Origin of the sequence: Pseudomonas sp. CFBP 13719 (genome assembly GCF_014842095.1) — a bacterium.
GTDB lineage: Bacteria > Pseudomonadota > Gammaproteobacteria > Pseudomonadales > Pseudomonadaceae > Aquipseudomonas.
Map to the genome: position 1 here is coordinate 88,960 of NZ_JACYVB010000005.1, position 23,828 is coordinate 112,787.

Here is a 23,828-nt window from a genome sequence, read left to right on the forward strand (position 1 = left end):
GACTACCAAGGTGGCAAGCAGTTCAGCGAACACGGGGCTAAGTAAGAGATTGACCCTAAATATGTACGAAAGCTCACAGCAGCCGACCAAATGCACAGCTTTTTACACCGCGTGAAGGCGCGGACTACAGGGCTTCGCTCCAAGCGGTGCAGTATCCTATAATCCGGCCACTTTGCCGATGGAGCGCGTCATGTCCAACCTTCGTCTTGCCGATCTGACCGCTGAAATCGAAGCCAACGTGCGCCGTGCGTTGTCCGAAGACGTGGGCAGCGGTGATATCACTGCACAATTGATCCCGGCCGAACGCCTGGCCAAGGCCAGCATCATCACCCGTGATGCCTGCACCGTTGCCGGCAGCGCCTGGGTCGATGCCGTGTTTCGCCAGCTCGACCCGCGCGTGGCGGTGCATTGGCAGGTGGTGGATGGGCAGCAGGCCCAGCCCAACCAACCCCTGTTTCACCTCGAAGGCCCGGCGCGGTCGCTGCTGACCGGCGAGCGCAGCGCGCTGAATTTTCTACAACTGCTGTCGGCCGTGGCCACTCGCGCACGGTATTTCGCCGAGCGTGTCGCCCATACCCAAGTCAAGCTGCTGGATACGCGCAAGACCGTGCCTGGCTTGCGCCTGGCGCAAAAGTACGCGGTGACCTGTGGTGGCTGCCACAACCACCGCATCGGCCTGTACGATGCCTTCCTGATCAAGGAAAACCACATCGCCGCCTGCGGTGGCGTGGCTCAGGCAGTAGCGGCGGCGCAGCGCATCGCGCCGGGCAAGCCGGTGGAAATCGAAGTCGAAAGCCTGGACGAGTTGCGCGAAGCCCTGGCAGCGGGCGCCGACATTGTCATGCTCGACGAGCTCAGCCTCGCCGACATGCGTGAAGCAGTGAGCATCAATGCTGGCCAGGCCAAACTCGAAGCCAGTGGCGGCATCAATGATTCGACCCTGGTCAGCATTGCCGAAACGGGGGTGGACTACATTTCGATCGGCAGCCTGACCAAGGATGTAAAAGCGGTAGACCTGTCCATGCGCCTGAGCCTGTGACAGCCCACATAGATATCGACCAGCAAAGGTATGGAGTTTTCGCAGTGACCAGCACATCCACCCAAGGCGCTTACCAGGTCTACATCATTCGCATCGACGGCACTCGCTTCGGCCCCTTCGACTCGTCCCTGGAGCCCAACAAGGCGTTGATCTACGAGGTGACGCTCAATGCCGGCGCAGGCGACCGCATCGAATTGCATGACGCCGCCGGCGAGGTACAGACCCACGTGATTTCCAACACCCACTTCCAGCCACAGATGAGCGACGTGCCTGCGCACTATACCGTTCGCTGGCGCTGACACCCCGCAGGCCTCTGTGAGAGCGGAGCTCTGTGGGAGCGAGCTCTGCCCGCGAAGAGGCCATTGGCCTTCTACCCTCTTCCAAGCCCCCCACATCTCCCCCGAACAGTAAATTCCCTTGACTCCCCCCTACAAATCGCCCAATGGTGCTCAAACAAAACCCGTGTAAGGAAGCAGCCTTGAGCATCGTCGAACAGTTCCACTCAGGCCTCAAAGCCGCCCTGCCCGCCGCCAGCCTTGACGAACTCGCGTTCGCCACCGGCGCCTCGCCCACCCAACTGGACGCCCTCAAAGAGGTCTACCCTGACTGCCCGGACAGCCTGCTGCAACTGCTTGCCAAGGTGAACGGCACGCACTGGCAGAAGTACGAAAAAGGTGAAGTCTCGGTGCTCATCCTGGGCTCGGACATCGCTGAATACCCGTACTACCTGCGCTCGGTCGAGCAGATCCTCGAAGACCGCGCCGCCAACGACAAAAGCATCGCCGACATCTACGACGACTTCTTCCTGGAAAACCCGGAAATGGTCGATCGACGCATCGACGCCGACGTCAGCCTGGGCGAGCGCCTGTGCTTCTCGCACTGCATGAACAACGGTGGCACGTCCACGCTGTTCATCGACTTCAACCCCACCGGCAAAGGCACCAAAGGCCAGGTCATCCGCTTCGTCCACGACCCGGACGAATACGTGGTCATCGCCGACAGCTTCGACGACTACCTGAAGATGCTGATCGACGACAAGTTCGCGTTCATTCTCGAAGATTGATGCACTCCTGACCGCGCTCACTCTCCAAGTGAGCTCGGTCACCGATAGTTACGATTCGCGCTCACCTTCGGTCTCTGCGCCTCCCCGCACTTGGGCACACCCTTCGTATCACTTCCATTTGTCCGAAAACCCGGCCCTGCGCTACACATAGCTGGGCAGCACACATTGACTTGAAAATGGATAGCAACTAAATTCAGTTGCAGGAAAGGAGTGGTAATGTCCAGGCATGGAAAGCTGGTCGCCAAACTGATTTCGCAGGAAAGTGAGTTCACATGGCCTGAACTGGTGAGCCTGCTGCAGGGATTCGGCTTTCAGCCAGTCCAGGGAAGCGGCAGCCGCGTGAAGTTTCACAATGGTAATCCCGCAGCGTTGATCAGCCTTCATCGCCCTCATCCGGGTAGTGAAATCAAGCCCTATATCCGCCGCCAGATCATCGCGCAATTGAAAAATGGAGGCTTGCTGCCATGAACCAACTGCTTCAACACCGCGGCTACTTCGGATCGATCGAAGCAAGCCCGGAAGACGACTGCCTGTATGGCAAAGCACAGTTCATTCGGGCGCTGATCAGCTATGAAGGGCAAACCGTTGCGCAATTGATTGCCGCTTTTCAGGCCGCAGTGGATGACTATCTGGAGACCTGCGCGGATTTGAAGGTCACGCCGGAGATTTCCTGCAAGGGCTCCTTCAATGTGCGCATTGGCCACGAACTGCATCTGGCGGCCAGCATCGCGGCAAATCGGCAAAGCATTACGCTCAATGACCTGACCAAACAGGCACTCGCCAGTTATCTGCATTACGAGTCGACAAACCGTGCCGACTGATCAGCCTGCCAGACACTTCAAGGCTTGAGCGTCAACGCTTGAGCGGCAACTCGCCGATGGCGGGACGGGCGAACAGGTAGCCTTGCTGCAAGTCGATACCCAATGCCTGCAAGGCCGCGCTTTCACCAACGGTTTCGACGCCCTCGGCCACCACCGTGATGTTCAGCTTGCCGGCCACCAGCACGATCCCCGCCACGATGGCTTGCCGTACAGCGTCCTGATCCAGCGCGCGAGTCAACGCCATGTCGATTTTCAACACATTGGGCTGGAACGTCGCCAGCATGTTCAAGCCTGAATACCCCGAGCCGAAATCGTCGATTGCCGTGGTGAAGCCCTGCTTCTCGTACTCGGCGAAAATCGATTGAAGATGTGCCGGATCATCCACACGCTCACCTTCGGTGACTTCGAACATCAGCCGATTCAGAGGGAAACCGAATTCCCGGGCAGCCTCTAGCGTTGCGCGAATGCACGTCTCGGCGCGGTAGACAGCCTTGGGTAGGAAATTGATGCTCAGCAGGCAGTCGGGCAAGTCGAGCAAACCCCAGCGGGTGGCCAGTTCGATGGCCTTGACCCGGCAGGCCTGGTCGAAGCGGTAGCGATTGCCGTCGTTCACCATACTCAGAATGCTGAACGCGGACTCGCCGTTGATGCCGCGCACCAGCGCCTCATACGCCCAGGGCTTGCCACTGCGCACGTCGAGAATCGGCTGGAACGCCATGGTGAAGTCGAAACCCAGTGCATCCAGGTTTCGACAATCGGAACAACCCACCGCCTTGAATGGCTGAGGAAAAATGATCGAGCTCATACGAGGCTCCGTGGGCAAAGAACGAATGATAGCGCATTGCCACTTCGACAGCTCATAGCCTCGCTAGATCCGTCTGATTGGCCGAACGGTCAGCCCAGTACGACCAACCGATCCGGTAACTCGTTACGAGGATGGGTGACCGGCACGTGCTCTCGCAACACCTCACCACACGCCTGGATACAGCCGACGAAACCTTCCATCGTTTCACCGCGCTTGACCCGCGCAGTGAACGCTTCGACGATCGCGTTCCAGGTGTCATCCCCGACACGACTGGAAATCCCCTCGTCCACCAGAATTTCCACGTACCGTTCTGCCTCCGAAACGAAGATCAACATCCCCGTTGCGCCCTGGGTGTGATGCAATTTTCGCTCCAGAAATTGCCGACGCGCCATGTTCGCCGCCCGCCAATGCCGCACCCGGCGCGGTACCAACGCCGTAGTCAGGGCCGGAATGCGAAACAGCAGCCCCAGCACGATGAAGGTTGCCCATTGCACCAGCAGTAACTGATGAGCGTTCAGCCACCCGGGGTAATAGTTGATCAGACCCGGCACCAGCAATGCGATCAACCCCGCCCATAGCAACGGGATGTAGGTGTAGTCGTCGGATTGCGGTGCAAGCACCGTGACCAGCTCGGCGTCGGTGTGCAGTTCTGCCTCGGCAATCGCCGTGGCCACGCGCTTCTGCGCGCTTTCGTCCAGTAATGTCATGCTGCGTACCTGCTCGATTTACCAGCCACCCGATGCACCCCCGCCGCCGAAGCCGCCGCCACCGCCACCAAAACCGCCACCGCCGCCGCCGAAACCACCGCCGCCACGACCGCCGCCCAGCAGGCCGCCGAGCACCGCACCCGTGAGTACCGAGCGACCACCGCCGCCTCGGCCACCGCGCCCCCCTCCGCCACCGCCGCGAATCATTACGATCACGATGATGATCAGTATCAAGAAGGCCGGCCACGGCAGACGCTGTTGGTCGTGGCCCTGATCCTGCGCATTGCTGCGCTGCGGCTCGGCCAGGGGATCGCCCCCCAGCACCTGCAACATGGCCGCTGCGCCCGCACGAATGCCGCCAGCGAAATCGCCTTGGCGGAACGACGGCACGATCACGTTATTGATGATGATGGAGGACTGCGCGTCGGTCAGTTGCCCTCCCAGGCCATAACCGACCTCGATGCGCACCTTGCGCTCGGCCTTGGCGACGATCAGCAAGGCGCCATTGTCCTTGCCTTTCTGGCCGATGCCCCAGGCGCGCCCGAGTTGATAGCCGTAATCGGCAATGTCCGTGCCTTGCAGGTCCGGCACGGTGACTACCACGACCTGCTCGGAAGTGGCCTGCTCGTGTGCCTCGAGCATCTGGCTGAGCTGGCTGCGGGTCTGCCCGTCGAGCAGGCCCGCCTGGTCCACCACCCGACCGCTGAGCGCTGGAAACTCCAGCGCTGCGGCCGTGGCGGCCCACAGCAGCATCAACAGCGGCAGGCACCGCCATGGCTTCATTGGAACTTCACGCTCGGCGCTTGCTCGGCATTGGGTGCCGTGGCCTTGAAGTTCTCGCGAACCTTCTGATCACGGTACATGGTCATCTGCCACAGCTTGCCGGGGAAGGTACGGATCTCGGTGTTGTACTTCTCAACCGAGGCAATGAAGTCGCGACGTGCTACCGCAATACGGTTTTCAGTGCCTTCGAGCTGCGACTGCAGCGCCAGGAAGTTCTGGTTCGACTTCAGGTCAGGATAACGCTCGACCGTCACCATCAAACGGCTCAAGGCACCGCTGAGTTGCTGCTGGGCCTGATCGAACTGCTGCAGCTTGGCCGGATCGTCCAGCGTGTTGGCATCGACCTGGATCGACGTGGCCTTGGCGCGCGCCTCGATCACTCGAGTCAGGGTGTCCTGCTCCTGCTTGGCGTAGCCCTTCACCGTTTCCACCAGATTGGGGATCAGGTCGGCACGGCGCTGGTACTGGTTCTCCACCTGAGCCAAGGCCGATTTTACCTGTTCGTCATATTGCGGAATGTTATTGACGCCGCAGCCACTGAGCAGCGTGGCGAACATCAGCACGGTCAACAACCGTGTGCGCAGGGAAATGGTCATGGTGGGGTCAAGCTCCTTGGAAGGCAGTGGTCATGGCCACTGCAACGCGCCAACGCCTGGTTCGGGTCGACGCTTGAATAGGTGAGGTTAGCAGGCCTGGCTGGGCGAAACGCCAAATCGCAGACAAAGAAAAGCCCGCCGACGGGGAGGAAAGCGGGCTTGAAGAAGGAGCAAGGTCAACATTACGCCCGAGAATGTAAATGCCGCGTGAAACGGATGTGAACGGACGGTTAGCTGCACTTTTCTCCTTTTTCACGACATCAACGACCGTCGGCGATCTTGCGTTCGATCTCGGCGGTCTTGCGCTGCAAGGTCTCGGCATCCTGCTCTTTCTCCTTGATGGAGGTGGGCGTGATGACCTTGTCGACGCCTTCGGTGGCCGGCGTTTCATTTTCGATATCGCGCTCAACCACGTTCACCGGCTTGCCGCTCTCATCGAGGGTCGGGGCTTTTGGCTGGATTTCATCGCGTGTAGTCATGGTAGGAAGCCTCTGATGATAGGTAGAGATTCGAGGCACTGCAGGCAAGGTAAGTTCCTGTGCAACGCTTCGGACTGCACCTTGGCCGAGGGCGCCGGTCACAGCTTCTTTGGGAGGAAAAACCATGGCCATCTCAGTCAAGAAACTCGAAGGCAATGACATCCCTGAGCCATACCGTGCGCAAGGCGTGGACCCGGTGTTTCAGGTTCAGGACAGCGAAGGACAACTGCACATACGCACCAGCGATGTCGAAGCTGCAGCACTGGCGGTGGAGTTCAGCGAACAGGACAAACAGTCCGAGTGACCGAGCCAAGCGTGCGGGACGTTGCCGACCTGCGCGCCTCGTTCAACGATCCCGCCTAATCGCCCAGCAGCCACACACCGGCGCTGACCAATGCCGCAATCAGCGTGCCGCCGAACAGGGCATACTCGAGTTTGCTGCGATTCAGCGCCTGGATCACGTGTTCGATGTAGGCCTCGATGTCCGCCGCCCGGCGGCGCATCTCCAGGCCTTCGATGACGTCCTGCACGCGCGCATCGAGCAACGGTGATACACACAGATAGACCGAGGTGTAGCTGGCCAGAATGATGAAGAAGTATTTCACGGTTGGCATCCTTGCCCAGAGTCAGGGGCGAGCTAATAGGCTGTCGGCATACAGGGCGAAAACGATACAGGTCGAGGCAAACAATCGCCATTCCCGGTGCCGATTGAATAAAAGCCCAACGTCGAATCATGTACAACGTATGGACTAAAAACAAAGACGCACGTACATGACTGTTTTCTACCTCAAGTTACTCATCACGCCGCTGCTCATGTTGTTCATCTCCATCGCTGCCAAACGCTGGGGCACACACGTTGGCGGGCTGCTGTCAGGGCTTCCGGTGACCTCCGCCGTGGTGATGCTGTTTCTCAGCCTCGAACAAGGCCCAGGGTTCGTGGCGATGGCAGTGCCCGGTGCATTGGCGGGCGTGGCGGCGATTCAGGCGACCTACCTGTTCTATCTTGCGGTGACTCGCCGCATTTCAGTGGTGCTCGGATGCCTGGCCGCCGTGGTGTTCTACGTTGCCACAGCGCTACTGATGAACCGGCTGGAATCACCCCTTGCGGCCATCGCCATTACCCTGTGCCTGGTGGTCGTGCTGATTCGGGTGACGTCGAACAATGGCAAACCCCTGGCGCGCCCGGTCGCGCTACCCAGCTGGATCATCCCCATGCGGATGTTGACCGCTACCCTGCTGCTGCTACTGATCACCGCGGGGGCGCAGTGGTTGGGCCCCGTGGTCAGCGGCTACCTGGCGCCCATTCCGATCATCGCCTGGCCGCTGGCGGTTTTTGCGCATGTGCAAGGCGGACGCCAGGAACTCGCGGCGATTGTCAGAGGCAACGCGATTGGCGCCGTCGGCGTGATCGGCTTCTACCTCAGCTTGCAGGAGATGGTAGTGCAACTGGGCATACTGCCCGCCGTGGCGACAGGCGTGGTGCTGGCGGTACTGCTGACGGCTGGGGTCGCGCGCCTGGCCAACTCGCGTCGGACTTAAGCTGAACTGGCCATATCCGATGCGTGAACGAAACATAACTTGTTGCCTTCCGGGTCCCGGCAATAGGCGCCGTAGTAGTCTTCTGAATACTGCGGCCGCAAACCCGGCGCCCCCTCGTCCATACCGCCGTTATCCAAAGCTGCCTGCCATACGTCCCGCACCTGCTGCTGCGACTGCGCCGCAAAGCTGACCTGCATGCCGTTGCCCCAAGTGGCCGGGAGGCCGTTGAACGGGAGTTGGACGAACAACTGCGGCTATCAGTGGCCAGGGTGCTGACAGCCAGTGCCAGCCGGGTCACCGTCGTTTTCGTTGGGCATACGAATGAGGCTAAGAATGGTCAGGACGGGGTCGTAGAGGGCCATCATCAGTGCTAGGTCGTGGGTGTCGATTTGGATGTGGCTACACTCGGGCCTGTCGTATTTTATGATAAGACCAAGGCTAGGGCTAGGGCTAGGGTGGGACTGGGGCCTTACTTTTATCAGCTTCACTAGACATTAGAGAAAGCTGCTAAAGAGTACGGACCATACTGACAATAGGAAATAAGGCATTCGGTCCGACTTGACCGCCAGCCAAAGCAAACGTTTCAATGCATCTATAGTCAGTACATTCCGACACAAAGCCCAGACGAACAACAACCGTATGATTTACAAGACAAACAACTAGACCAATGACTACTTTGCCATAGATGTGGATATACGCCACAACGAGGAAGCTCTTTTTCAAGACGATTAACAAGGTTAAAAAAAGGATATGGAAAAGCAAGAGTCAATTAAAATAAAAAGGTACAAGCAGCACTTCTACTTGTACCTCCAGAGCAAAACACGCCTCCTATATAACTCGAATCAAGTTACGCTTGTGGACATGATTTTGGTGCGAGATCCTTAGAAGCTGCGCCCGTAGTAACGCAGGCCCAAGTACCGGCAGCGACACGAGTCCAAGTGATAACGGCAGCATTAACTTGGGTCGGTGCATTTTTGATGGTGCAAGCAATAGTACCTGTGCCATCTGTTGCAAGCTTCGCGCTAAAACCACAGTTTGTAGAATCCGTGAGGTTTAACGCTGCAGCGTCAGCTACTGCGCCGCCTTGGTTCAGAATAACTTCTGCCTGAGTTTTTGCGGAGCTGACTTCAGACAAACCCGCAGCAAGCTTAGCGCGAGCTTGATAATTGCTATAGGCCGGCAAAGCGATCGCGGCCAAAATACCAATGATTGCCACAACAATCATCAGTTCGATCAAGGTGAAGCCTTTTTGGACAGATTTCATGATTTAATTCCTATAGCAATGGCGAGATCCACAGGGTAGCTTCTGCAACGGCCATGCCAACCTTCGAGACCGCTAAATCTTGGATCAGGACAGTGCGGATGAAGATGTGTCAGATATAATTCCGTCAAAAAATGACGTTTTTTGTCACCTTCGTTAGCGCAATGCCTATGCGCTATGCCGACTGAGCGGCATAAGGCACCTTGAGACACATGTGCGAATCACCGGACTGAATGACAAACGTCTAAATCCATCGCTAGATTTGTTTAGCGGAAGCCCTAGAATTAGGCATGGGAGGCAAGATGGTAATTTTTTTGGTTGAAAAATGGTGCCGGAAATAGGAGTCGAACCTACGACCTTCGCATTACGAATGCGCTGCTCTACCAACTGAGCTATACCGGCATACTAGACGCAACTTCTCTTCAATACCACCTGCAGTTTGAGCCGAAGCTTCCGTAAAAAGCTCCAACTGGCCCGACTCAATAAACGCAATGCGGCAAATTGTAATGGCGGACCAGCCATTCATATTTTGGCACACGTGGCCGGGAGGTATTTGGCATTAACATCGCTAGCACAAGTCCATTTGCCTTCATTTCCTCTCGAGAAAATTATTTTATAACCTGCCACCCCATCGTTACCAGCCATGGTGCAAGCGATCGAAGCAACTCCATTCAATCCAACGTCCACCGCTAGGGAAGGGCAACGAATTGACTCCCGTAGGCCTATATCACCCGCACTGGTCAATGTCTTGGTCAGACCATCGCTAATTTGAGTTTCCGCCTGAATCCTTCCTTCGCTTATCTCGCCAAGTGCTGCTGCTACTTGAGCTCTACAAACATGAGACTGATAGATGGGAAGTGCAATTGACGCCAAAACCCCAATGATCGCCACAGCAATCATCAATTCTATCAATGTGAAGCCAGACTGTCGGTACATTTTTTGATCCCCGTAAGGCGTGCACAACTGACCAAAAATTCTCGGCAGTCTTTATGCCAAGCCGCGCCAAAGCCGTCCTAAAAGCCGCCAGACATTTCGTCGGCGCCAAGAAAACCAAATCCCAGCCCTTACCATCTGCGTCCGAAACTGACGTTATTTGTCACATGTGCATACAGGGTTTGGCATCAAGCCCGCACTGAGTTATAAAACACCCATTATAGCAAACCGGGGCCTACCATGAACGATCTTGTCCTTACAGGACTGGCCAAACAGTTAGTCGTGAGCGCTCTGCTTACTGAGCAAGGTGCGCAGCAGGCTTATAAGCAAGCGCATCGGAACAAGACATCGCTGGTTCATTACCTCGTACAGCATAAACTGGCCAAAAGCCGCGAAATTGCCGAAGTCGCTTCAGAGCAATTCGGTCTGTCTCTATTAGACATGGGGTTAATTGACTTTGACTCCCTGCCAAAAGGACTCGTTAGCGAGAAACTATTAAGACAGCACCACGCGATTCCATTATGGCGACGCGGGAACAAGCTTTTTGTGGGGATATCTGACCCTACGAACCAGCAAGCCATAACCGATATTCAGTTTAGTACTGGTCTAACAGCCGAAGCAATTCTTGTCGAAGATGACAAGCTCACAAATGCCATCGAGAAGTTTTTCGAATCCGGGACAACTGGACTTGAAGAAATGGCTGACGTAGATCTCGATGGTGTCGACGTGGACACTACACCTGACGGTCGGGATGATAACATTGTCGGCCAAGGTCAAGACGCTGACGATGCGCCAGTCGTTCGGTTCGTGAACAAGATGCTTTTAGATGCCATTCGCGGTGGTTCATCTGATCTGCACTTCGAACCATATGAGAAAATCTACCGGGTTAGGCTTCGTACGGATGGAATGTTGAAAGAGGTCGCCCGCCCGCCTATAAACCTAGCAGGACGCATAGCCGCACGTTTAAAGGTTATGGCAAGTTTGGACATATCCGAAAGGCGTAAGCCCCAGGATGGCCGTATTAAGATGCGCATATCTAAAACTAAAGCTATTGATTTTCGCGTTAACACTCTTCCCACCCTTTGGGGTGAGAAAATCGTAATGCGCATTTTAGATCCATCAAGCGCTCAAATGGGCATTGATGCATTAGGCTATGAACCGGACCAGAAAGAATTATATCTTGAGGCGCTACGCCAACCGCAAGGACTAATCCTGGTCACCGGACCAACAGGGTCAGGTAAAACGGTTTCGCTTTACACAGGATTGAATATTCTCAATACAGTTGATATTAATATCTCCACCGCCGAGGACCCAGTGGAAATAAATATGGAAGGAATAAACCAAGTAAATGTTAATCCAAGGCAAGGCCTGGACTTTGCGCAGGCCCTTCGCTCCTTCCTACGGCAAGATCCAGATGTAATTATGGTAGGTGAAATACGAGACTTAGAGACGGCTGAAATTGCTATCAAGGCCGCTCAGACTGGACACTTGGTACTGTCCACGTTGCACACCAATAGCGCTGCCGAAACGTTAACACGCCTACAAAATATGGGTGTTGCTGGCTTTAACATTGCAACATCGGTGAATTTAATCATTGCTCAGCGCCTCGCGAGAAAGCTTTGCAATGTTTGCAAAACAGAGGCCCAGATCCCAAGCGAAACTTTAGCTGAAGAGGGTTTCGACCTAGCTAGAATAGGCAGTTTTAAAATCTATGAGCCTAAGGGATGCGATCAGTGCAACGGCGGTTACAAAGGTCGCTTGGGTGTATACGAGGTTGTGAAAAATACAAAAGAGCTGCAGCGCCTAATAATGCAATCTGGTAACGCTATTGAAATCGCCGATCAAATGCGGCTTGAAGGATTTAGTGACTTGCGCACGTCAGGACTTGCGAAAGTCATGCAGGGCATCACCAGTCTGGCAGAAATCAACAGGATCACCAAGGACTAGCCATGACTAAAAAAACCTTAAAAACCAATACATACCTATGGGAAGGCGTTGACCGGAAGGGTAATGTATTGAAGGGAGAAACCACTGGCAATAATCTTGCCTTGATAAAAGCGCAGCTCCGCAAGCAAGGTATAACGCCTAGTAAGATCCGCAAGAAAAACTCCTCGCTATTTAGCAACGGTCGCAAAATCAAACCACAAGCTATTGCTTTATTTACAAGGCAGATGGCAACGATGATGAGAGCTGGAGTTCCTTTATTGCAATCCTTCGACATCATCGCTGAGGGCCTAGAGAATCCGAAGTTACGTAAGCTTGTTGAAGACATAAAACAGAACGTTGCAGCGGGTAATAGCCTAGCATCTTCCCTCAAAAAGCACCCAGACTATTTCGACGATTTGTACTGCAATCTTGTGAATGCTGGCGAGCAAGCTGGTGCACTGGAAACGCTGCTCGACCGCGTAGCAACCTATAAAGAAAAAACGGAGGCACTCAAAGCGAAGATAAAAAAAGCAATGACCTATCCGATAGCGGTAGTCGTTGTGGCCATCATCGTATCGGGAATACTGCTGATAAAGGTTGTCCCGCAATTCCAATCTATCTTCGCAGGATTTGGTGCAGAGCTTCCAGCGTTCACTCAAATGGTAATAAACTTTTCCGAAATAGTGCAAAAATGGTGGTTCATCCTGATCGTAGCATTAGCAGCTTCTTTTTTTGCTTTTAAAGCCCTTTACAAAAAAAGCGAGAAAATGCGAAATGGTATAGACCGAGCACTTCTTAAACTACCTATTATCGGCCCCCTTCTTTATAAATCTTCGGTGGCGCGATATGCGCGAACTCTATCCACGACTTTTGCTGCTGGTGTACCCCTGGTTGAAGCGTTGGAGTCAGTTGCTGGAGCGACCGGCAACATTGTGTTCAAGAATGCTGTAAATCAAATACGCGCTGATGTCTCTACAGGCACTCAGCTTAATGTCTCAATGCGGTCAACCGCAGCATTCCCAACCCTCGCCATCCAAATGACCGCCATCGGCGAAGAATCCGGCGCCCTAGACGACATGCTCGACCGCGTAGCAACCATCTACGAAGCCGAGGTCGACAACATGGTCGATAGCCTCACCAGCCTCATGGAGCCGATGATCATGGCGGTACTGGGCGTGGTGGTCGGTGGCCTGGTTATTGCGATGTACCTCCCTATCTTCCAACTCGGCTCCGTCGTCTAACATGCTCCTACTCGAATTCCTGGTCAGCCCGCTGGCCCTGATGTTCTGCGCCCTCCTCCTGGGCCTCATCATCGGCAGTTTCCTCAACGTCCTCATTCACCGCCTGCCCATCATGCTCGACCGAGACTGGACCACGCAGTCCCGGGAAATGCTTGGCCTGCCGCCAGAACCAAAAGGCGCGGCGTACAACCTGCTCCTGCCCCACTCCGAATGCCCGCACTGTGCCCACAAGATCCGCGCCTGGGAGAACATCCCGGTGGTGAGCTATCTGATGCTGCGGGGCAAGTGTGCCAGTTGTCGGGCGAAGATCAGCCTGCGTTATCCGCTGGTGGAAGTGGCCACGGGCATCTTGAGTGCCTTTGTGGTGTATCACTTCGGGTTGAGCTGGCAGGCCGGTGCATTCTTGCTGCTGACCTGGGGCTTGCTGGCGATGAGTCTGATCGATGCCGATCACCAGTTGCTGCCGGATGTGCTGGTGCTGCCGTTGCTTTGGCTGGGGCTGATCGTCAATGGCCAGGGGTTGTTTACCAATCTCTACGATGCGCTGTGGGGCGCGGTGGCGGGTTATCTGAGCCTGTGGCTGGTGTATTGGGTGTTCAAGCTGATCACCGGCAAGGAAGGCATGGGCTACGGCGATTTCAAGTTGCTGGCCATGCTCGGGGCCTGGGGTGGCTGGCAGATATTGCCGCTGACCATTCTGTTGTCGTCGCTGGTGGGGGCGGTGCTGGGGGTGTTGATGCTGCGGATGCGCAACGCGCAAACCAGTACGCCGATCCCGTTCGGGCCTTATCTGGCCATCGCGGGGTGGATTGCATTGCTGTGGGGTGATCAAATAACCACTTCATACATGCAGTTTGCCGGGTTCCGATGACAACAGCTGTGGATAAACCTTGGGTGCTGGGCCTCACCGGTGGCATTGCCAGCGGCAAGAGCGCTGCGGCGCAACGCTTTGCCGAGTTGGGCGTGCACGTGGTGGATGCCGACCAGGCCTCGCGCTGGGTGGTGGAGCCGGGGCGGCCAGCGCTGGCGGCGCTGGTGCAGCGCTATGGTGCGGCGCTGTTGCAGGCCGATGGCAGCCTCGACCGTGGAGCGTTGCGCAAGGTGATCTTCGAGGATGCGCAGGAGCGGCGCTGGGTCGAGGCTTTGTTGCATCCGTTGATCGCCGAGGAAATCGCTCGGTCGCTGGCTTCGGCGACGTCGCCCTATGCGGTGTTCGTGTCGCCGCTGATGGTCGAGTCGGGGCAGTATCGGACCACCCAGCGCTTGCTGGTGGTGGATGCGCCGGAGGCGGTGCGGGTTGCGCGGACCTTGCTGCGCGATCACACCACGCCCGAGCAGGTCCAGGCGATTCTAAAAGCCCAGGCGAGCCGCGAGCAGCGGCTGGCGCTGGCGGACGATGTGCTGGTCAACGACCGCGATCTGGCCTGGCTGCATTCGGAAGTCGAGCGGCTGCATGCTTTTTATCTGACTTTGCGTGGAGGCCGAGAATGAGCCAACCCTTGACCGTTGATTGCCCAACTTGCGGGGCGCCGGTGGAATGGACGGCAGCGAATGCGAACAGGCCGTTCTGTTCCGATCGCTGCAAATTGATTGACCTGGGCGCCTGGGCGTCCGAGGAGCACAAGATTCCGGTGAGCCCGGATGCCGAGGACGACCTGTTCAGCGAGGACCTGCCACCGCGCGGGCATTGAGGCAATCGGGCACCAGGCAATAGTGCTTGCACCTGTGCCTGGTTCGCGGCCGCGGACCGCTCCCACAGTGGATATTGGGTACCCGTGGGAGCGGTCATCGGCCGCGAAGAGGGCTCTGCGGATTGTCTGGTACACCGCAGTGCCTGGTTCGCGGCCGCGGACCGCTCCTACAGTGGATATCGGGTACCTGTGGCAGCGGTCATCGGCCGCGAAGGGGGCTCTGCGGATTGTCTGGCACAACGCGGTGTCTGGTTCGCGGCCGCGGACCGCTCCTACAGTGGATATTGGGTACCCGTGGGAGCGGTCATCGGCCGCGAAGAGGGCTCTGCGGATTGTCTGGTACACCGCAGTGCCTGGTTCGCGGCCGCGGACCGCTCCTACAGTGGATATCGGGTACCTGTGGCAGCGGTCATCGGCCGCGAAGGGGGCTCTGCGGATTGTCTGGCACAACGCGGTGTCTGGTTCGCGGCCACGGACCGCCCCCGCAGGGTATCTACAGGGCGATCATGCCAATTCGAACACCACCTCTTGCGCACCTTCCCACAAGGTCTTCACGCCCAGGGCGCGGAGGTTTTCCTTGCCCTGCACCACGGTAAGAAAGTGATTGCCGGCCAACTGGCCCATCTTGCTGGCGAAGCAGCAGGACCCGTAGGCCAGCAGGATCTCCGTCTCGCTGTACGGCCCGGGATAAAACAACACGTCCCCCACCGACGGGTGGCTGGTGTGGTTCTCGAACCCGACCGGCTCGTCACCGCGAAGCAACTGGAATTCACCCAGCGGCACCCAGCACGCCTCGCCACTCCAGCGCACATGGATGATCTTCTGCCGATACGGCAGCAGCTTGAGAAACGCATCCACCGTCTGTGGTGCATCCGGATGGGTTTCGGCCAAGAATTCGTAGCCGCCGGAGGTGATCTTGATGCTGGGCATGGTGCAGCTCCTGGGAAAATCCCATCCTTACCCATCGCCGAGCGATTTTGAAGCGTCGGCCGTTATTCTTTTCGTCGCACAGGCGGGCTAAGCTAGGGCCATGGATGACTCCGACTACCTGCGTTTGCTCACCAGCCAGGCCGAACAGGCCAATGCCTTCCTCTCCAATGCGCGCAAGTGGGAGCGCGAGCGTTGGGTGTGCGAGCGCCTGTTGCAGGGCCTGAACATCGCCTACCGTGACGATGAGTTCACCCCCGCCGGCCAGGAGCCGCCGGACGTGCTGTTCCGTGAAGCCAGTTTCGAAGTGTTCTTCGTGCTCGACGAGGGGCGCCGGCTCAATGATGAATGGCGCGAGGAGTTGCAGCGCCGCCGCAGCGCTTTCTCCCTCAGCCAACTGGTCCGTCGCGAGGCACGCCCCAAACGCATCCGCGCTCCCGAGCTGCTGCAGCGGCTGGCGCCGACCCTGCGCAAGAAAGCCCACAACTACCGCGAACGCGGGCTGGACCTTGGTGAGTTAGACATCATTGCCTTCGCCAGCCTGAAGCGCGAAGCCCTGGACCTGAACAGCCATTTTCCACCGCCTACCGAGTTCCTTCGCCAAGGCTGGCGCTCGCTGTCGCTGGTCGGCCCCACCTTTGCCCGAGTCTTGTTCGCGCATCCGGATGCGCCGGACTTCCTGCGCAACAACCTGGGACGCAGCATCGTTTTCGATGTGGGCATCAGTTTGTGAATCCACCCCTTTACCAGTCATGGCGCAGGGGGCGTGCGGATGATACAAAGCGCTCTCGCCCGCACCGCCTGTCAGGAACCCTGTAGCCTTGCCAGCGTCTGAAACGTCTACCTGTTCAGGGTCGCCTGCCCTGCCACGTGACTCTCGCCATTGATCGGCGGTCACCCGTGCGCGCCTCGGTTGCAAGTCGAGCAGCTGCTCCTTGCCCTGGGGACAGCCGTAGCAGGGCTTGTCGATCCATCTGTTCGAAGGTGTGGAGCTATGAGCTGCCTTGCGCTCGCCCCCCTCGCAGACACCCGAATTCGTTAACCTTATGAGAGCTTTCCATGACACATCGCATCGTTATTGTCGGCGGCGGCGCCGGCGGCCTGGAACTGGCCACCAGCCTGGGCAAAACCCTGGGCAAGCGCGGTACGGCCAGCGTCACGCTGGTGGACGCCAACCTGACCCATATCTGGAAGCCACTGCTGCATGAAGTGGCCGCCGGCTCCCTGAATTCGTCTGAAGACGAGCTCAACTATGTGGCCCAGGCCAAGTGGAATCATTTCGAGTTTCAGCTTGGCCGCATGAGCGGTCTGGATCGCGCGGCCAAGCAGATCCAATTGAGCGCCACCCTCGATCCGGAAACCGGCCTTGAGCTGGTCCCGGCGCGCAGCATCGGCTATGACACGCTGGTCATCGCGGTGGGCAGCACCACCAACGATTTCGGCACGCAAGGCGCGGCGGAGCATTGCCTGTTCCTCGATACCCGCAAGCAGGCCGAGCGCTTCCACCAGCAACTGCTCAATCACTACCTGCGCGCCCACGCCGGGCACGACGAGAGCCGTGCGCAGATCAGCGTCGCCATCGTCGGCGCCGGTGCTACCGGTGTCGAGCTGGCAGCCGAGTTGCACAACGCGGCCAAGGAACTGGCGGCTTACGGCTTGGGCCGCATCGCGCCGGAGAACATGCGCATCACCTTGATCGAAGCCGGCCCGCGGGTGCTGCCGGCGTTGCCGGAGCGCATCGGTCAGCCGGTGCACCAGACCTTGGAGAAGCTCGGTGTGACGGTCTTGACCAATGCCGCGGTGAGCGAGGTGACTGCCGACAGCCTGCTGACCAGCAGCGGGCAGGTGATCCCCGCCAGCTTGAAGGTGTGGGCAGTCGGTATTCGTGCGCCTGGCTTCCTCAAGGAGATCGATGGCCTGGAAACCAACCGCATCAATCAGTTGGTGGTACGCCCGACCCTGCAGTCCACCCGCGACGACGACATCTTTGCCTTCGGCGACTGTGCGGCGTGCCCGCAGCCGGGCACCGACCGCAACGTGCCACCGCGCGCGCAGGCAGCCCACCAGCAGGCCTCGTTGCTGGCCAAGTCGCTGAAGCTGCGCATCGAAGGCAAGGCGCTGCCGGAGTACACCTACAAGGATTACGGCTCGCTGATTTCCCTCTCGCACTTTTCGGCGGTGGGCAACCTGATGGGCAACCTGACCGGCAGCGTCATGCTGGAAGGTTGGCTGGCGCGCATGTTCTACGTGTCGCTGTACCGGATGCACCAGGCGGCGCTGTATGGCCTGTTCCGCACCGGCATGCTGATGCTGGGCAGCCGCATTGGCCGCGGCACCGAGCCGCGATTGAAGCTGCATTGATCCATCGTTGCCTGCAATCCCCGTAGCAGCGGCGCGAGCCGCGTCACCGGCGATGCGGTGTGTCTGGCACACCGCGGTGCGGCCGGACGCGGCTTGCGCCGCTGCTACAGGTGGCTTCGTAGGAGCGGTCCGTGGCCGCGAAACAGATACCTCGGTGCAGCAGACAACACGCAGAGCTGCTTTCGCGGCCAATGACCGCTCCCACGGGGTACCCGTAGAGACTGGGGTGGAATGGCATGAAATCGAGAGCAAAAAAAAGGCGCCCATGACAGGCGCCTTTTTTCATGAATATGGTCGGGGTAAGGGGATTCGAACTCCTGACATCCTGCTCCCAAAGCAGGCGCGCTACCGGACTGCGCTATACCCCGGTACAAAAAAGGCACCCGGAAGGCGCCTTTTCTGCTGCCCACCGGTGTTAATCGGTGGGGCTTTTTAAGATTCGATCCAGCGAACCGGAATCAAAAATGGTGGGTCGTGTGGGATTCGAACCTACGACCAATTGGTTAAAAGCCAACTGCTCTACCAACTGAGCTAACGACCCAAATATGGTCGGGGTAAGGGGATTCGAACTCCTGACATCCTGCTCCCAAAGCAGGCGCGCTACCGGACTGCGCTATACCCCGATATGAAATTTGGCTCCGTGACCAGGACTCGAACCTGGGACCCAATGATTAACAGTCATTTGCTCTACCGACTGAGCTATCACGGAACTATCAATTTCAGTACATCTACAACTGCTGCAGCTTCAAGCCTGTATCACTACCGCCTTGAACTCTTCGACCCGTTCGCATCGCTGCGTTCATGTCTCTGAGGCGCGCTATTCTACAATCTTAAAAACCTCTGTCAACCCTTTAAATCGCTTTCAAGACACTGATTTGCAACTTTTTTTCAGAACCGGGTGAAGCCAGTGGTCCTGCGGGATGACGTACAGCGGGGCGCACTTTACAAGCCTTGAAACGAAAATGCAACGGTAAATCAATGGGGTGGGTTAGTGAGGGCCTCTTCGCGGGCAGAGCCCGCTCCCACAATGACTTGAGCGCCCGCGGGAGCGGGCTCTGCCCGCGAAGAGGCCCTCACTGCCACTCATCACTCAAGCAAACACAATCTCGTCATCGACCACCGACGCCTGCACCGGAGTCCCTGGCAGGAATTTGCCCGAGAGAATCAGCTGCGCCAATGGGTTCTCGATCCAGCGCTGGATCGCACGCTTCAACGGACGCGCGCCATACACCGGGTCGTAGCCCACCGCGATCAGCTTATCCAGCGCCTCATCGCTCAGCTCCAGGCTCAAATCGCGCTCGGCCAGACGGCTGCGCAGCCGTGCCAGCTGGATCTGCGTGATCCCGGCGATCTGGTCGCGCGCCAGTGGCTCGAAAATCACCACCTCGTCGATCCGATTGACGAACTCGGGACGGAAATGGCTGGTGACCGCATCCATGACCGCCGCGCGCTGCGCCTCGCGGTCGCCGACCAGCTCCTGGATACGCGCCGACCCCAGGTTCGAGGTCATCACAATCACGGTGTTGCGGAAGTCCACGGTACGTCCGTGGCTGTCGGTCAGACGGCCATCTTCCAACACTTGCAACAGCACGTTAAACACGTCCGGGTGAGCCTTTTCGACTTCATCGAGCAGCAACACCGAGTACGGCTTGCGACGCACCGCTTCGGTCAGGTAGCCGCCTTCTTCATAGCCTACGTACCCGGGTGGTGCACCGATTAGGCGAGCGACAGAATGCTTCTCCATGAACTCGGACATGTCGATGCGCACCATTGCCTCTTCGGTATCGAAGAGAAACTCGGCCAGCGCCTTGCACAGCTCTGTCTTGCCCACACCGGTCGGGCCGAGGAACATGAACGAGCCGCTGGGTCGGTTGGGATCGGACAATCCGGCACGCGAGCGCCGCACTGCGTTAGACACCGCAACCACGGCCTCTTCCTGGCCAATCACGCGCTGGTGCAGCAGGCTTTCCATCTTCAGCAGCTTGTCGCGCTCGCCTTCGAGCATCTTCGACACGGGAATCCCCGTCCACTTGGAAACCACCTCGGCGATTTCTTCCTCGGTCACCTTGCTGCGCAGCAACTGGTTCTCGCTCTTGCCGTGCTGGTCAACCATCTGCAGGCTGCGTTCCAGATCGGGGATCACCCCGTACTGCAACTCGGCCATACGGCTCAAGTCGCCGCGCCGACGTGCTGCTTCCAGTTCTTGACGCGATTGCTCGATCTTCTGCTGAATCTGCGCCGAACCCTGTACTTCGGCTTTTTCCGAGGTCCAGATCTCTTCCAGGTCGGCGTATTCGCGTTCCAGTCGGTTGATTTCCTCGGTCAGTTTTTCCAGACGCTTGATCGCGGCCTCGTCATCCTCTTTCTTCAAGGCCTGGGACTCGACCTTGAGCTGGATCAGACGGCGCTCCAGGCGGTCGAGCACTTCGGGCTTGGAGTCGATCTCCATGCGGATGCGGCTGGCCGCCTCGTCGATCAGGTCGATGGCCTTGTCGGGCAACTGGCGGTCAGTGATATAGCGATGGCTGAGTTTGGCTGCCGCGATGATCGCGCCGTCAGTGATCGCCACCTTGTGGTGAACCTCGTAACGCTCTTTGAGGCCACGCAGGATGGCGATGGTGTCTTCCTCGCTCGGCTCCTCGACCAGCACCTTCTGGAAGCGTCGCTCCAGGGCGGCGTCCTTCTCGATGTACTGGCGGTATTCGTTGAGCGTGGTGGCACCTACACAGTGCAGCTCGCCACGGGCCAGTGCCGGCTTGAGCATGTTGCCCGCATCCATCGAGCCCTCGCCTTTGCCAGCGCCGACCATGGTATGCAGTTCGTCGATGAACAGAATGATCTGCCCTTCCTGCTTGGACAGCTCATTGAGCAGCGACTTCAGGCGTTCCTCGAACTCGCCGCGAAACTTGGCGCCGGCGATCAGCGCGCCCATGTCCAGGCTGAGCAGGCGCTTGCCGCGCAAGCCATCGGGCACTTCGCCATTGATGATGCGCTGGGCCAGGCCTTCGGCAATGGCAGTCTTGCCCACGCCAGGTTCGCCGATCAGTACCGGGTTGTTCTTGGTACGGCGCTGCAGCACCTGGATGGTCCGACGGATCTCGTCGTCACGACCGATCACCGGGTCGAGCTTGCCTTCCTCGGCGCGCTTGGTCAGGTCGACGGTGTATTTTTCCAGGGCCTTGCGCGACTCCTCGGCGTTGGGGTCGTTGACCGCCTCGCCACCGCGCAGGTTGCTGATGGCATTTTCCAGCGCTTTCTTGCTGACGCCCTGCCCCAACAGCAGCTTGCCCAGCTTGCTGTTGTCGTCCATGGCGGCCAACAGTACGAGCTCGCTGGAGATGAACTGATCGCCCTTCTGCTGCGCCAGCCGGTCAGCCTGGTTGAGCAGGCGCGCCAGGTCCTGGGACATGTTGACGTCGCCGGTCGGGTTCTGGATTTTCGGCAACTGGTCGAGCTCTTTGCTCAGCGCCTTGCGCAGGCTGTTGACGTCGAAGCCCACCTGCATGAGCAAAGGACGGATCGAACCGCCCTGCTGGTCGAGCTGCGCCTGCATCAGATGCGCCGGTTCGATGGCCGGATGGTCCATGCCAACGGCCAGGGATTGTGCGTCGGATAACGCGAGTTGAAGCTTGCTGGTCAAACGGTCTATACGCATGAGTCACCTTCCTGAAAAAGGGCAGGCCGGAGCGATGGATACACCTGATAAAGAAAACCTGCCGGGGATGACAGTTAGATGGGGGGTGTTGGTGAAGATTCAAGGTTGGGGGTTGCAGATCGAGGGAGGTTGTGTCAGTCAGGGGCCCTTTGTGGGAGCGGGGCTCTGCCCGCGAAGAGGCCCTCCGCTGCGAAGCTACAAAACTACGATTCCAGCCAAACCAGTGAAGCAAACCGCCCCGTGACCGACGCGCGGCGGTAGGAAAAGAACCGCTCATCTTCCACGGTACACATTCCCCCGCCATATACCGCTGTCACCCCTGCTGCCGCCAGGCGAATGCGCGCCAAGGCGTAGATATCAGCCAGGAACTTGCCAGGCGCAGCACCCGGCACGAACGCCTCATTTGCTTGCGGATGAGTCGCGATGAATGTCTCACGCACCTCGGCGCCGACCTCGAACCGACGCGGACCGATCGCCGGCCCCAGCCAGGCCATCAGCTGTTCGGGCGGTTCCTGGAAACCATCGACGGTGGCTTCCAACACCCCGGCCGCCAACCCGCGCCACCCGGCATGGGCCGCCGCCACACGGGTACCTGCCTGGTTGCAGAACAACGCAGGCAGGCAATCGGCAGTCATGGCGGTGCAGGCAATGCCGGGGGTGGTGGTCCAGCTCGCATCCGCCTCGAGCACGCGGCTCGGGTCGGCCTCGACCACACGAATACCATGCACCTGGTTCAGCCAGGCCGGCAGGATGCCGAAGTGGGCAGTCAGACGCAGGCGGTTCTGGACCACGCACTGTGGATCGTCGCCCACATGCGCGCCCAGGTTCAAACTGGCATACGGCGCCGGGCTGACGCCGCCGGCACGGGTGGTCACGCAGGCCCTCACCGACGCCGGAGCCGGCCAGTCGGGAAACAGCAGGCCCTGCGCGAAGGTGGTCACCCGATGAAGGCCTCGCGATCCTGTTTGAGCAGTGACAGCAGCCAGACGAAGTCGTCGGGCAGAGGTGATTCCCACCCCATACGCTCACCGGTCGTCGGATGATCCAGCTCGAGGAAGCGCGCATGCAAGGCCTGGCGCGGAAAGGTTTTCAGCGCATCGACCATGGTGGCGCTGGCCGCAGGTGGAATGCGGAAGCGGCCGCCGTAGGCCGGATCGCCCACCAACGGGAAGTTGATGTGCGACATGTGCACGCGGATCTGGTGGGTCCGACCGGTTTCCAGCTTGACCCGCACATGAGTGTGGGAGCGGAAACGCTCGAGCACGCGATAGTGGCTGACGGCTTGCTTGCCGCCTTCCATCACCGCCATGCGCTGGCGCTGCTGGCCGTGCCGACCGATCGGCGCGTTGATCTTGCCGCCTGCGGTAACCACGCCGATCACGATGCATTCATAGATGCGGCTGACCGAGCGACTCTGCAACTGTGTCACCAGCTGCGTCTGCGCCTGAATGGTCTTGGCCACTACCATCAGGCCGGTGGTGTCCTTGTCCAGGCGGTGGACGATGCCGGCACGCGGCACGTTGATGATGTCCGGCACATGGTGCAGCAATGCATTGAGCAGCGTGCCGTCGGCGTGGCCGGCGGCCGGATGGACCACCAGGCCGGCCGGTTTGTTGATGACAAGGATCTGGTCGTCTTCGTAGACGATGTCCAGGTCGATGTCCTGGGCCACCCACTCACCTTGGGCTTCCTGTTCGGCATTGAGCTCGAGCAGGGCACCGCCATGCACGGTATCGCGCGGGCGCAGAACGCCCCCGTCCACGGTCAGGCGGCCCTCTTTTATCCAGGCGGAAAGGCGCGAGCGCGAGTGCTCAGCGAATAATTGGGCGGCGACTTGGTCGAGGCGTTGTCCGCCCAAATCGGACGGTACCTCTGCGCGAAGTTGTATGATCTCGGACATGCTCGGACTAGGCGGCGGCACAGCCTTTGGTTTCGGCTGCACGCTTGTGGTTAAATACGGCGTCTTTTGCCCCGGTGGTTCCACGGGGTGCTCATCATAAC

At 58.4% G+C, this 23,828-nt stretch carries 27 protein-coding genes and 5 tRNA genes; 14 read left to right on the plus strand and 18 right to left on the minus strand.

Annotated elements, in window-relative coordinates; genetic code table 11:
* Positions 1-190: 190 nt before the first annotated feature.
* The 5 genes from nadC to IFT57_RS16810 all read left to right on the plus strand — a co-directional run bounded on the left by nadC (position 191) and on the right by IFT57_RS16810 (position 2,923).
* Positions 191-1,039 carry a carboxylating nicotinate-nucleotide diphosphorylase gene (nadC, locus tag IFT57_RS16790; RefSeq protein ID WP_192152116.1) on the plus strand — a complete coding sequence of 283 codons (849 nt, stop codon included), beginning with the start codon at positions 191-193 and terminating at the stop codon, positions 1,037-1,039.
* A gap of 44 nt (positions 1,040-1,083) precedes the next feature.
* Positions 1,084-1,338, plus strand: a complete 255-nt coding sequence (locus IFT57_RS16795) for a hypothetical protein (protein WP_122475266.1) — start codon at positions 1,084-1,086, stop codon at positions 1,336-1,338.
* 179 nt (positions 1,339-1,517) lie between these two features.
* Positions 1,518-2,102, plus strand: coding sequence for an SMI1/KNR4 family protein (locus tag IFT57_RS16800; protein ID WP_122475267.1), 585 nt, complete (start codon positions 1,518-1,520; stop codon positions 2,100-2,102).
* A gap of 216 nt (positions 2,103-2,318) precedes the next feature.
* Positions 2,319-2,570, plus strand: coding sequence for a type II toxin-antitoxin system HicA family toxin (locus tag IFT57_RS16805; protein ID WP_122795362.1), 252 nt, complete (start codon positions 2,319-2,321; stop codon positions 2,568-2,570).
* Positions 2,567-2,923, plus strand: coding sequence for a type II toxin-antitoxin system HicB family antitoxin (locus IFT57_RS16810; RefSeq protein WP_192102633.1), 357 nt, complete (start codon positions 2,567-2,569; stop codon positions 2,921-2,923). The genes IFT57_RS16805 and IFT57_RS16810 overlap by 4 nt, the downstream gene beginning before the upstream one ends.
* A 31-nt stretch (positions 2,924-2,954) precedes the next feature.
* Here IFT57_RS16810 and IFT57_RS16815 read toward each other — a convergent pair whose 3' ends face one another.
* From IFT57_RS16815 to IFT57_RS16835, 5 genes are all read right to left on the minus strand, one after another.
* On the minus strand, positions 2,955-3,728 hold the full coding sequence (locus IFT57_RS16815) for an EAL domain-containing protein (RefSeq protein ID WP_192152117.1): 774 nt from the start codon (positions 3,726-3,728) through the stop codon (positions 2,955-2,957).
* Between the two features lie 89 nt (positions 3,729-3,817).
* On the minus strand, positions 3,818-4,435 hold the full coding sequence (locus IFT57_RS16820) for a TPM domain-containing protein (RefSeq protein ID WP_192152118.1): 618 nt from the start codon (positions 4,433-4,435) through the stop codon (positions 3,818-3,820).
* A gap of 18 nt (positions 4,436-4,453) precedes the next feature.
* The gene (locus tag IFT57_RS16825; protein WP_192152119.1) at positions 4,454-5,218 is read right to left on the minus strand and encodes a TPM domain-containing protein; all 765 of its coding nucleotides are present in this window, start codon (positions 5,216-5,218) and stop codon (positions 4,454-4,456) included.
* Positions 5,215-5,814 carry a LemA family protein gene (locus IFT57_RS16830; protein WP_192152120.1) on the minus strand — a complete coding sequence of 200 codons (600 nt, stop codon included), beginning with the start codon at positions 5,812-5,814 and terminating at the stop codon, positions 5,215-5,217. The genes IFT57_RS16825 and IFT57_RS16830 overlap by 4 nt, the downstream gene beginning before the upstream one ends.
* Positions 5,815-6,074: 260 nt before the next feature.
* A complete protein-coding gene (locus tag IFT57_RS16835; RefSeq protein WP_122795367.1) occupies positions 6,075-6,293 on the minus strand; it encodes a hypothetical protein in 219 nt (72 codons plus the stop codon).
* A gap of 124 nt (positions 6,294-6,417) precedes the next feature.
* Between IFT57_RS16835 and IFT57_RS16840 the strand changes: the two genes are divergently transcribed.
* Positions 6,418-6,597, plus strand: a complete 180-nt coding sequence (locus IFT57_RS16840) for a hypothetical protein (protein ID WP_192048589.1) — start codon at positions 6,418-6,420, stop codon at positions 6,595-6,597.
* Between the two features lie 55 nt (positions 6,598-6,652).
* On the opposite strand, the gene IFT57_RS16845 is transcribed toward IFT57_RS16840, so the two are convergent.
* Positions 6,653-6,898 carry a hypothetical protein gene (locus tag IFT57_RS16845; protein WP_192152121.1) on the minus strand — a complete coding sequence of 82 codons (246 nt, stop codon included), beginning with the start codon at positions 6,896-6,898 and terminating at the stop codon, positions 6,653-6,655.
* A gap of 166 nt (positions 6,899-7,064) precedes the next feature.
* On the opposite strand from IFT57_RS16845, the gene IFT57_RS16850 reads away from it, so the two are divergent.
* Complete coding sequence (locus IFT57_RS16850; protein ID WP_192152122.1) at positions 7,065-7,832, plus strand: hypothetical protein; 768 nt, start codon at positions 7,065-7,067, stop codon at positions 7,830-7,832.
* Here IFT57_RS16850 and IFT57_RS16855 read toward each other — a convergent pair.
* The 4 genes from IFT57_RS16855 to IFT57_RS27130 form a co-directional block, all read right to left on the minus strand.
* Complete coding sequence (locus tag IFT57_RS16855) at positions 7,829-8,080, minus strand: VOC family protein (RefSeq protein ID WP_446731208.1); 252 nt, start codon at positions 8,078-8,080, stop codon at positions 7,829-7,831. The two genes, IFT57_RS16850 and IFT57_RS16855, sit on opposite strands and share 4 nt — an antisense overlap.
* Before the next feature lie 599 nt (positions 8,081-8,679).
* Positions 8,680-9,096, minus strand: coding sequence for a pilin (locus tag IFT57_RS16860; RefSeq protein WP_122795371.1), 417 nt, complete (start codon positions 9,094-9,096; stop codon positions 8,680-8,682).
* A gap of 323 nt (positions 9,097-9,419) precedes the next feature.
* A tRNA-Thr gene (locus IFT57_RS16865) sits at positions 9,420-9,495 on the minus strand.
* A 120-nt stretch (positions 9,496-9,615) separates the two neighbouring features.
* Positions 9,616-10,029, minus strand: coding sequence for a pilin (locus IFT57_RS27130; protein WP_122795512.1), 414 nt, complete (start codon positions 10,027-10,029; stop codon positions 9,616-9,618).
* 237 nt (positions 10,030-10,266) lie between these two features.
* Between IFT57_RS27130 and pilB the strand changes: the two genes are divergently transcribed.
* Genes pilB through yacG form a run of 5 tightly spaced genes read left to right on the plus strand, consistent with a single transcriptional unit; the run spans position 10,267 to position 14,884 of the window.
* A complete protein-coding gene (pilB, locus tag IFT57_RS16875; protein ID WP_192152123.1) occupies positions 10,267-11,973 on the plus strand; it encodes a type IV-A pilus assembly ATPase PilB in 1,707 nt (568 codons plus the stop codon).
* A gap of 2 nt (positions 11,974-11,975) precedes the next feature.
* Positions 11,976-13,193, plus strand: a complete 1,218-nt coding sequence (locus IFT57_RS16880; protein WP_192152124.1) for a type II secretion system F family protein — start codon at positions 11,976-11,978, stop codon at positions 13,191-13,193.
* Position 13,194: 1 nt separating this feature from the next.
* On the plus strand, positions 13,195-14,064 hold the full coding sequence (locus IFT57_RS16885) for a prepilin peptidase (protein WP_192152125.1): 870 nt from the start codon (positions 13,195-13,197) through the stop codon (positions 14,062-14,064).
* Complete coding sequence (gene coaE, locus IFT57_RS16890) at positions 14,061-14,684, plus strand: dephospho-CoA kinase (RefSeq protein WP_122475295.1); 624 nt, start codon at positions 14,061-14,063, stop codon at positions 14,682-14,684. The genes IFT57_RS16885 and coaE overlap by 4 nt, the downstream gene beginning before the upstream one ends.
* On the plus strand, positions 14,681-14,884 hold the full coding sequence (gene yacG, locus IFT57_RS16895; protein ID WP_122715126.1) for a DNA gyrase inhibitor YacG: 204 nt from the start codon (positions 14,681-14,683) through the stop codon (positions 14,882-14,884). Before coaE ends, yacG begins: the two co-directional genes overlap by 4 nt.
* A gap of 504 nt (positions 14,885-15,388) precedes the next feature.
* Here yacG and IFT57_RS16900 read toward each other — a convergent pair.
* A complete protein-coding gene (locus IFT57_RS16900; RefSeq protein WP_122715125.1) occupies positions 15,389-15,814 on the minus strand; it encodes a DUF3830 family protein in 426 nt (141 codons plus the stop codon).
* 100 nt (positions 15,815-15,914) lie between these two features.
* On the opposite strand from IFT57_RS16900, the gene IFT57_RS16905 reads away from it, so the two are divergent.
* The gene (locus IFT57_RS16905) at positions 15,915-16,544 is read left to right on the plus strand and encodes a DUF1780 domain-containing protein (RefSeq protein WP_192048607.1); all 630 of its coding nucleotides are present in this window, start codon (positions 15,915-15,917) and stop codon (positions 16,542-16,544) included.
* Between the two features lie 326 nt (positions 16,545-16,870).
* A complete protein-coding gene (locus IFT57_RS16910; protein ID WP_192152126.1) occupies positions 16,871-18,172 on the plus strand; it encodes an NAD(P)/FAD-dependent oxidoreductase in 1,302 nt (433 codons plus the stop codon).
* Positions 18,173-18,463: 291 nt separating this feature from the next.
* On the opposite strand, the gene IFT57_RS16915 is transcribed toward IFT57_RS16910, so the two are convergent.
* The 7 genes from IFT57_RS16915 to rluD form a co-directional block, all read right to left on the minus strand.
* A tRNA-Pro gene (locus IFT57_RS16915) sits at positions 18,464-18,540 on the minus strand.
* Between the two features lie 97 nt (positions 18,541-18,637).
* Positions 18,638-18,713, minus strand: a tRNA-Lys gene (locus tag IFT57_RS16920).
* Between the two features lie 5 nt (positions 18,714-18,718).
* A tRNA-Pro gene (locus tag IFT57_RS16925) sits at positions 18,719-18,795 on the minus strand.
* Positions 18,796-18,805: 10 nt separating this feature from the next.
* Positions 18,806-18,881, minus strand: a tRNA-Asn gene (locus IFT57_RS16930).
* A gap of 381 nt (positions 18,882-19,262) precedes the next feature.
* Positions 19,263-21,827 carry an ATP-dependent chaperone ClpB gene (gene clpB / locus IFT57_RS16935; RefSeq protein WP_122475302.1) on the minus strand — a complete coding sequence of 855 codons (2,565 nt, stop codon included), beginning with the start codon at positions 21,825-21,827 and terminating at the stop codon, positions 19,263-19,265.
* A 203-nt stretch (positions 21,828-22,030) separates the two neighbouring features.
* Positions 22,031-22,768: a peptidoglycan editing factor PgeF gene (gene pgeF / locus IFT57_RS16940; RefSeq protein ID WP_192152127.1), complete on the minus strand. Its 738-nt coding sequence runs from the start codon at positions 22,766-22,768 to the stop codon at positions 22,031-22,033.
* The gene (gene rluD, locus IFT57_RS16945) at positions 22,765-23,727 is read right to left on the minus strand and encodes a 23S rRNA pseudouridine(1911/1915/1917) synthase RluD (RefSeq protein WP_122475306.1); all 963 of its coding nucleotides are present in this window, start codon (positions 23,725-23,727) and stop codon (positions 22,765-22,767) included. The genes pgeF and rluD overlap by 4 nt, the downstream gene beginning before the upstream one ends.
* Between the last annotated feature and the right edge of the window lie 101 nt (positions 23,728-23,828).

Excerpts from the sequence above, each read along its gene's own strand:
- nadC (WP_192152116.1), top strand. The coding sequence starts at position 191 with ATGTCCAACCTTCGTCTTGCCGATCTGACCGCTGAAATCGAAGCCAAC.
- IFT57_RS16805 (WP_122795362.1), top strand. The coding sequence starts at position 2,319 with ATGTCCAGGCATGGAAAGCTGGTCGCCAAACTGATTTCGCAGGAAAGT.
- IFT57_RS16810 (WP_192102633.1), top strand. The coding sequence starts at position 2,567 with ATGAACCAACTGCTTCAACACCGCGGCTACTTCGGATCGATCGAAGCA.
- IFT57_RS16815 (WP_192152117.1), bottom strand. The coding sequence starts at position 3,728 with ATGAGCTCGATCATTTTTCCTCAGCCATTCAAGGCGGTGGGTTGTTCC.
- IFT57_RS16820 (WP_192152118.1), bottom strand. The coding sequence starts at position 4,435 with ATGACATTACTGGACGAAAGCGCGCAGAAGCGCGTGGCCACGGCGATT.
- IFT57_RS16825 (WP_192152119.1), bottom strand. The coding sequence starts at position 5,218 with ATGAAGCCATGGCGGTGCCTGCCGCTGTTGATGCTGCTGTGGGCCGCC.
- IFT57_RS16830 (WP_192152120.1), bottom strand. The coding sequence starts at position 5,814 with ATGACCATTTCCCTGCGCACACGGTTGTTGACCGTGCTGATGTTCGCC.
- IFT57_RS16835 (WP_122795367.1), bottom strand. The coding sequence starts at position 6,293 with ATGACTACACGCGATGAAATCCAGCCAAAAGCCCCGACCCTCGATGAG.
- IFT57_RS16840 (WP_192048589.1), top strand. The coding sequence starts at position 6,418 with ATGGCCATCTCAGTCAAGAAACTCGAAGGCAATGACATCCCTGAGCCA.
- IFT57_RS16850 (WP_192152122.1), top strand. The coding sequence starts at position 7,065 with ATGACTGTTTTCTACCTCAAGTTACTCATCACGCCGCTGCTCATGTTG.
- IFT57_RS16860 (WP_122795371.1), bottom strand. The coding sequence starts at position 9,096 with ATGAAATCTGTCCAAAAAGGCTTCACCTTGATCGAACTGATGATTGTT.
- IFT57_RS27130 (WP_122795512.1), bottom strand. The coding sequence starts at position 10,029 with ATGTACCGACAGTCTGGCTTCACATTGATAGAATTGATGATTGCTGTG.
- pilB (WP_192152123.1), top strand. The coding sequence starts at position 10,267 with ATGAACGATCTTGTCCTTACAGGACTGGCCAAACAGTTAGTCGTGAGC.
- IFT57_RS16880 (WP_192152124.1), top strand. The coding sequence starts at position 11,976 with ATGACTAAAAAAACCTTAAAAACCAATACATACCTATGGGAAGGCGTT.
- IFT57_RS16885 (WP_192152125.1), top strand. The coding sequence starts at position 13,195 with ATGCTCCTACTCGAATTCCTGGTCAGCCCGCTGGCCCTGATGTTCTGC.
- coaE (WP_122475295.1), top strand. The coding sequence starts at position 14,061 with ATGACAACAGCTGTGGATAAACCTTGGGTGCTGGGCCTCACCGGTGGC.
- yacG (WP_122715126.1), top strand. The coding sequence starts at position 14,681 with ATGAGCCAACCCTTGACCGTTGATTGCCCAACTTGCGGGGCGCCGGTG.
- IFT57_RS16900 (WP_122715125.1), bottom strand. The coding sequence starts at position 15,814 with ATGCCCAGCATCAAGATCACCTCCGGCGGCTACGAATTCTTGGCCGAA.
- IFT57_RS16905 (WP_192048607.1), top strand. The coding sequence starts at position 15,915 with ATGGATGACTCCGACTACCTGCGTTTGCTCACCAGCCAGGCCGAACAG.
- IFT57_RS16910 (WP_192152126.1), top strand. The coding sequence starts at position 16,871 with ATGACACATCGCATCGTTATTGTCGGCGGCGGCGCCGGCGGCCTGGAA.
- clpB (WP_122475302.1), bottom strand. The coding sequence starts at position 21,827 with ATGCGTATAGACCGTTTGACCAGCAAGCTTCAACTCGCGTTATCCGAC.
- rluD (WP_122475306.1), bottom strand. The coding sequence starts at position 23,727 with ATGTCCGAGATCATACAACTTCGCGCAGAGGTACCGTCCGATTTGGGC.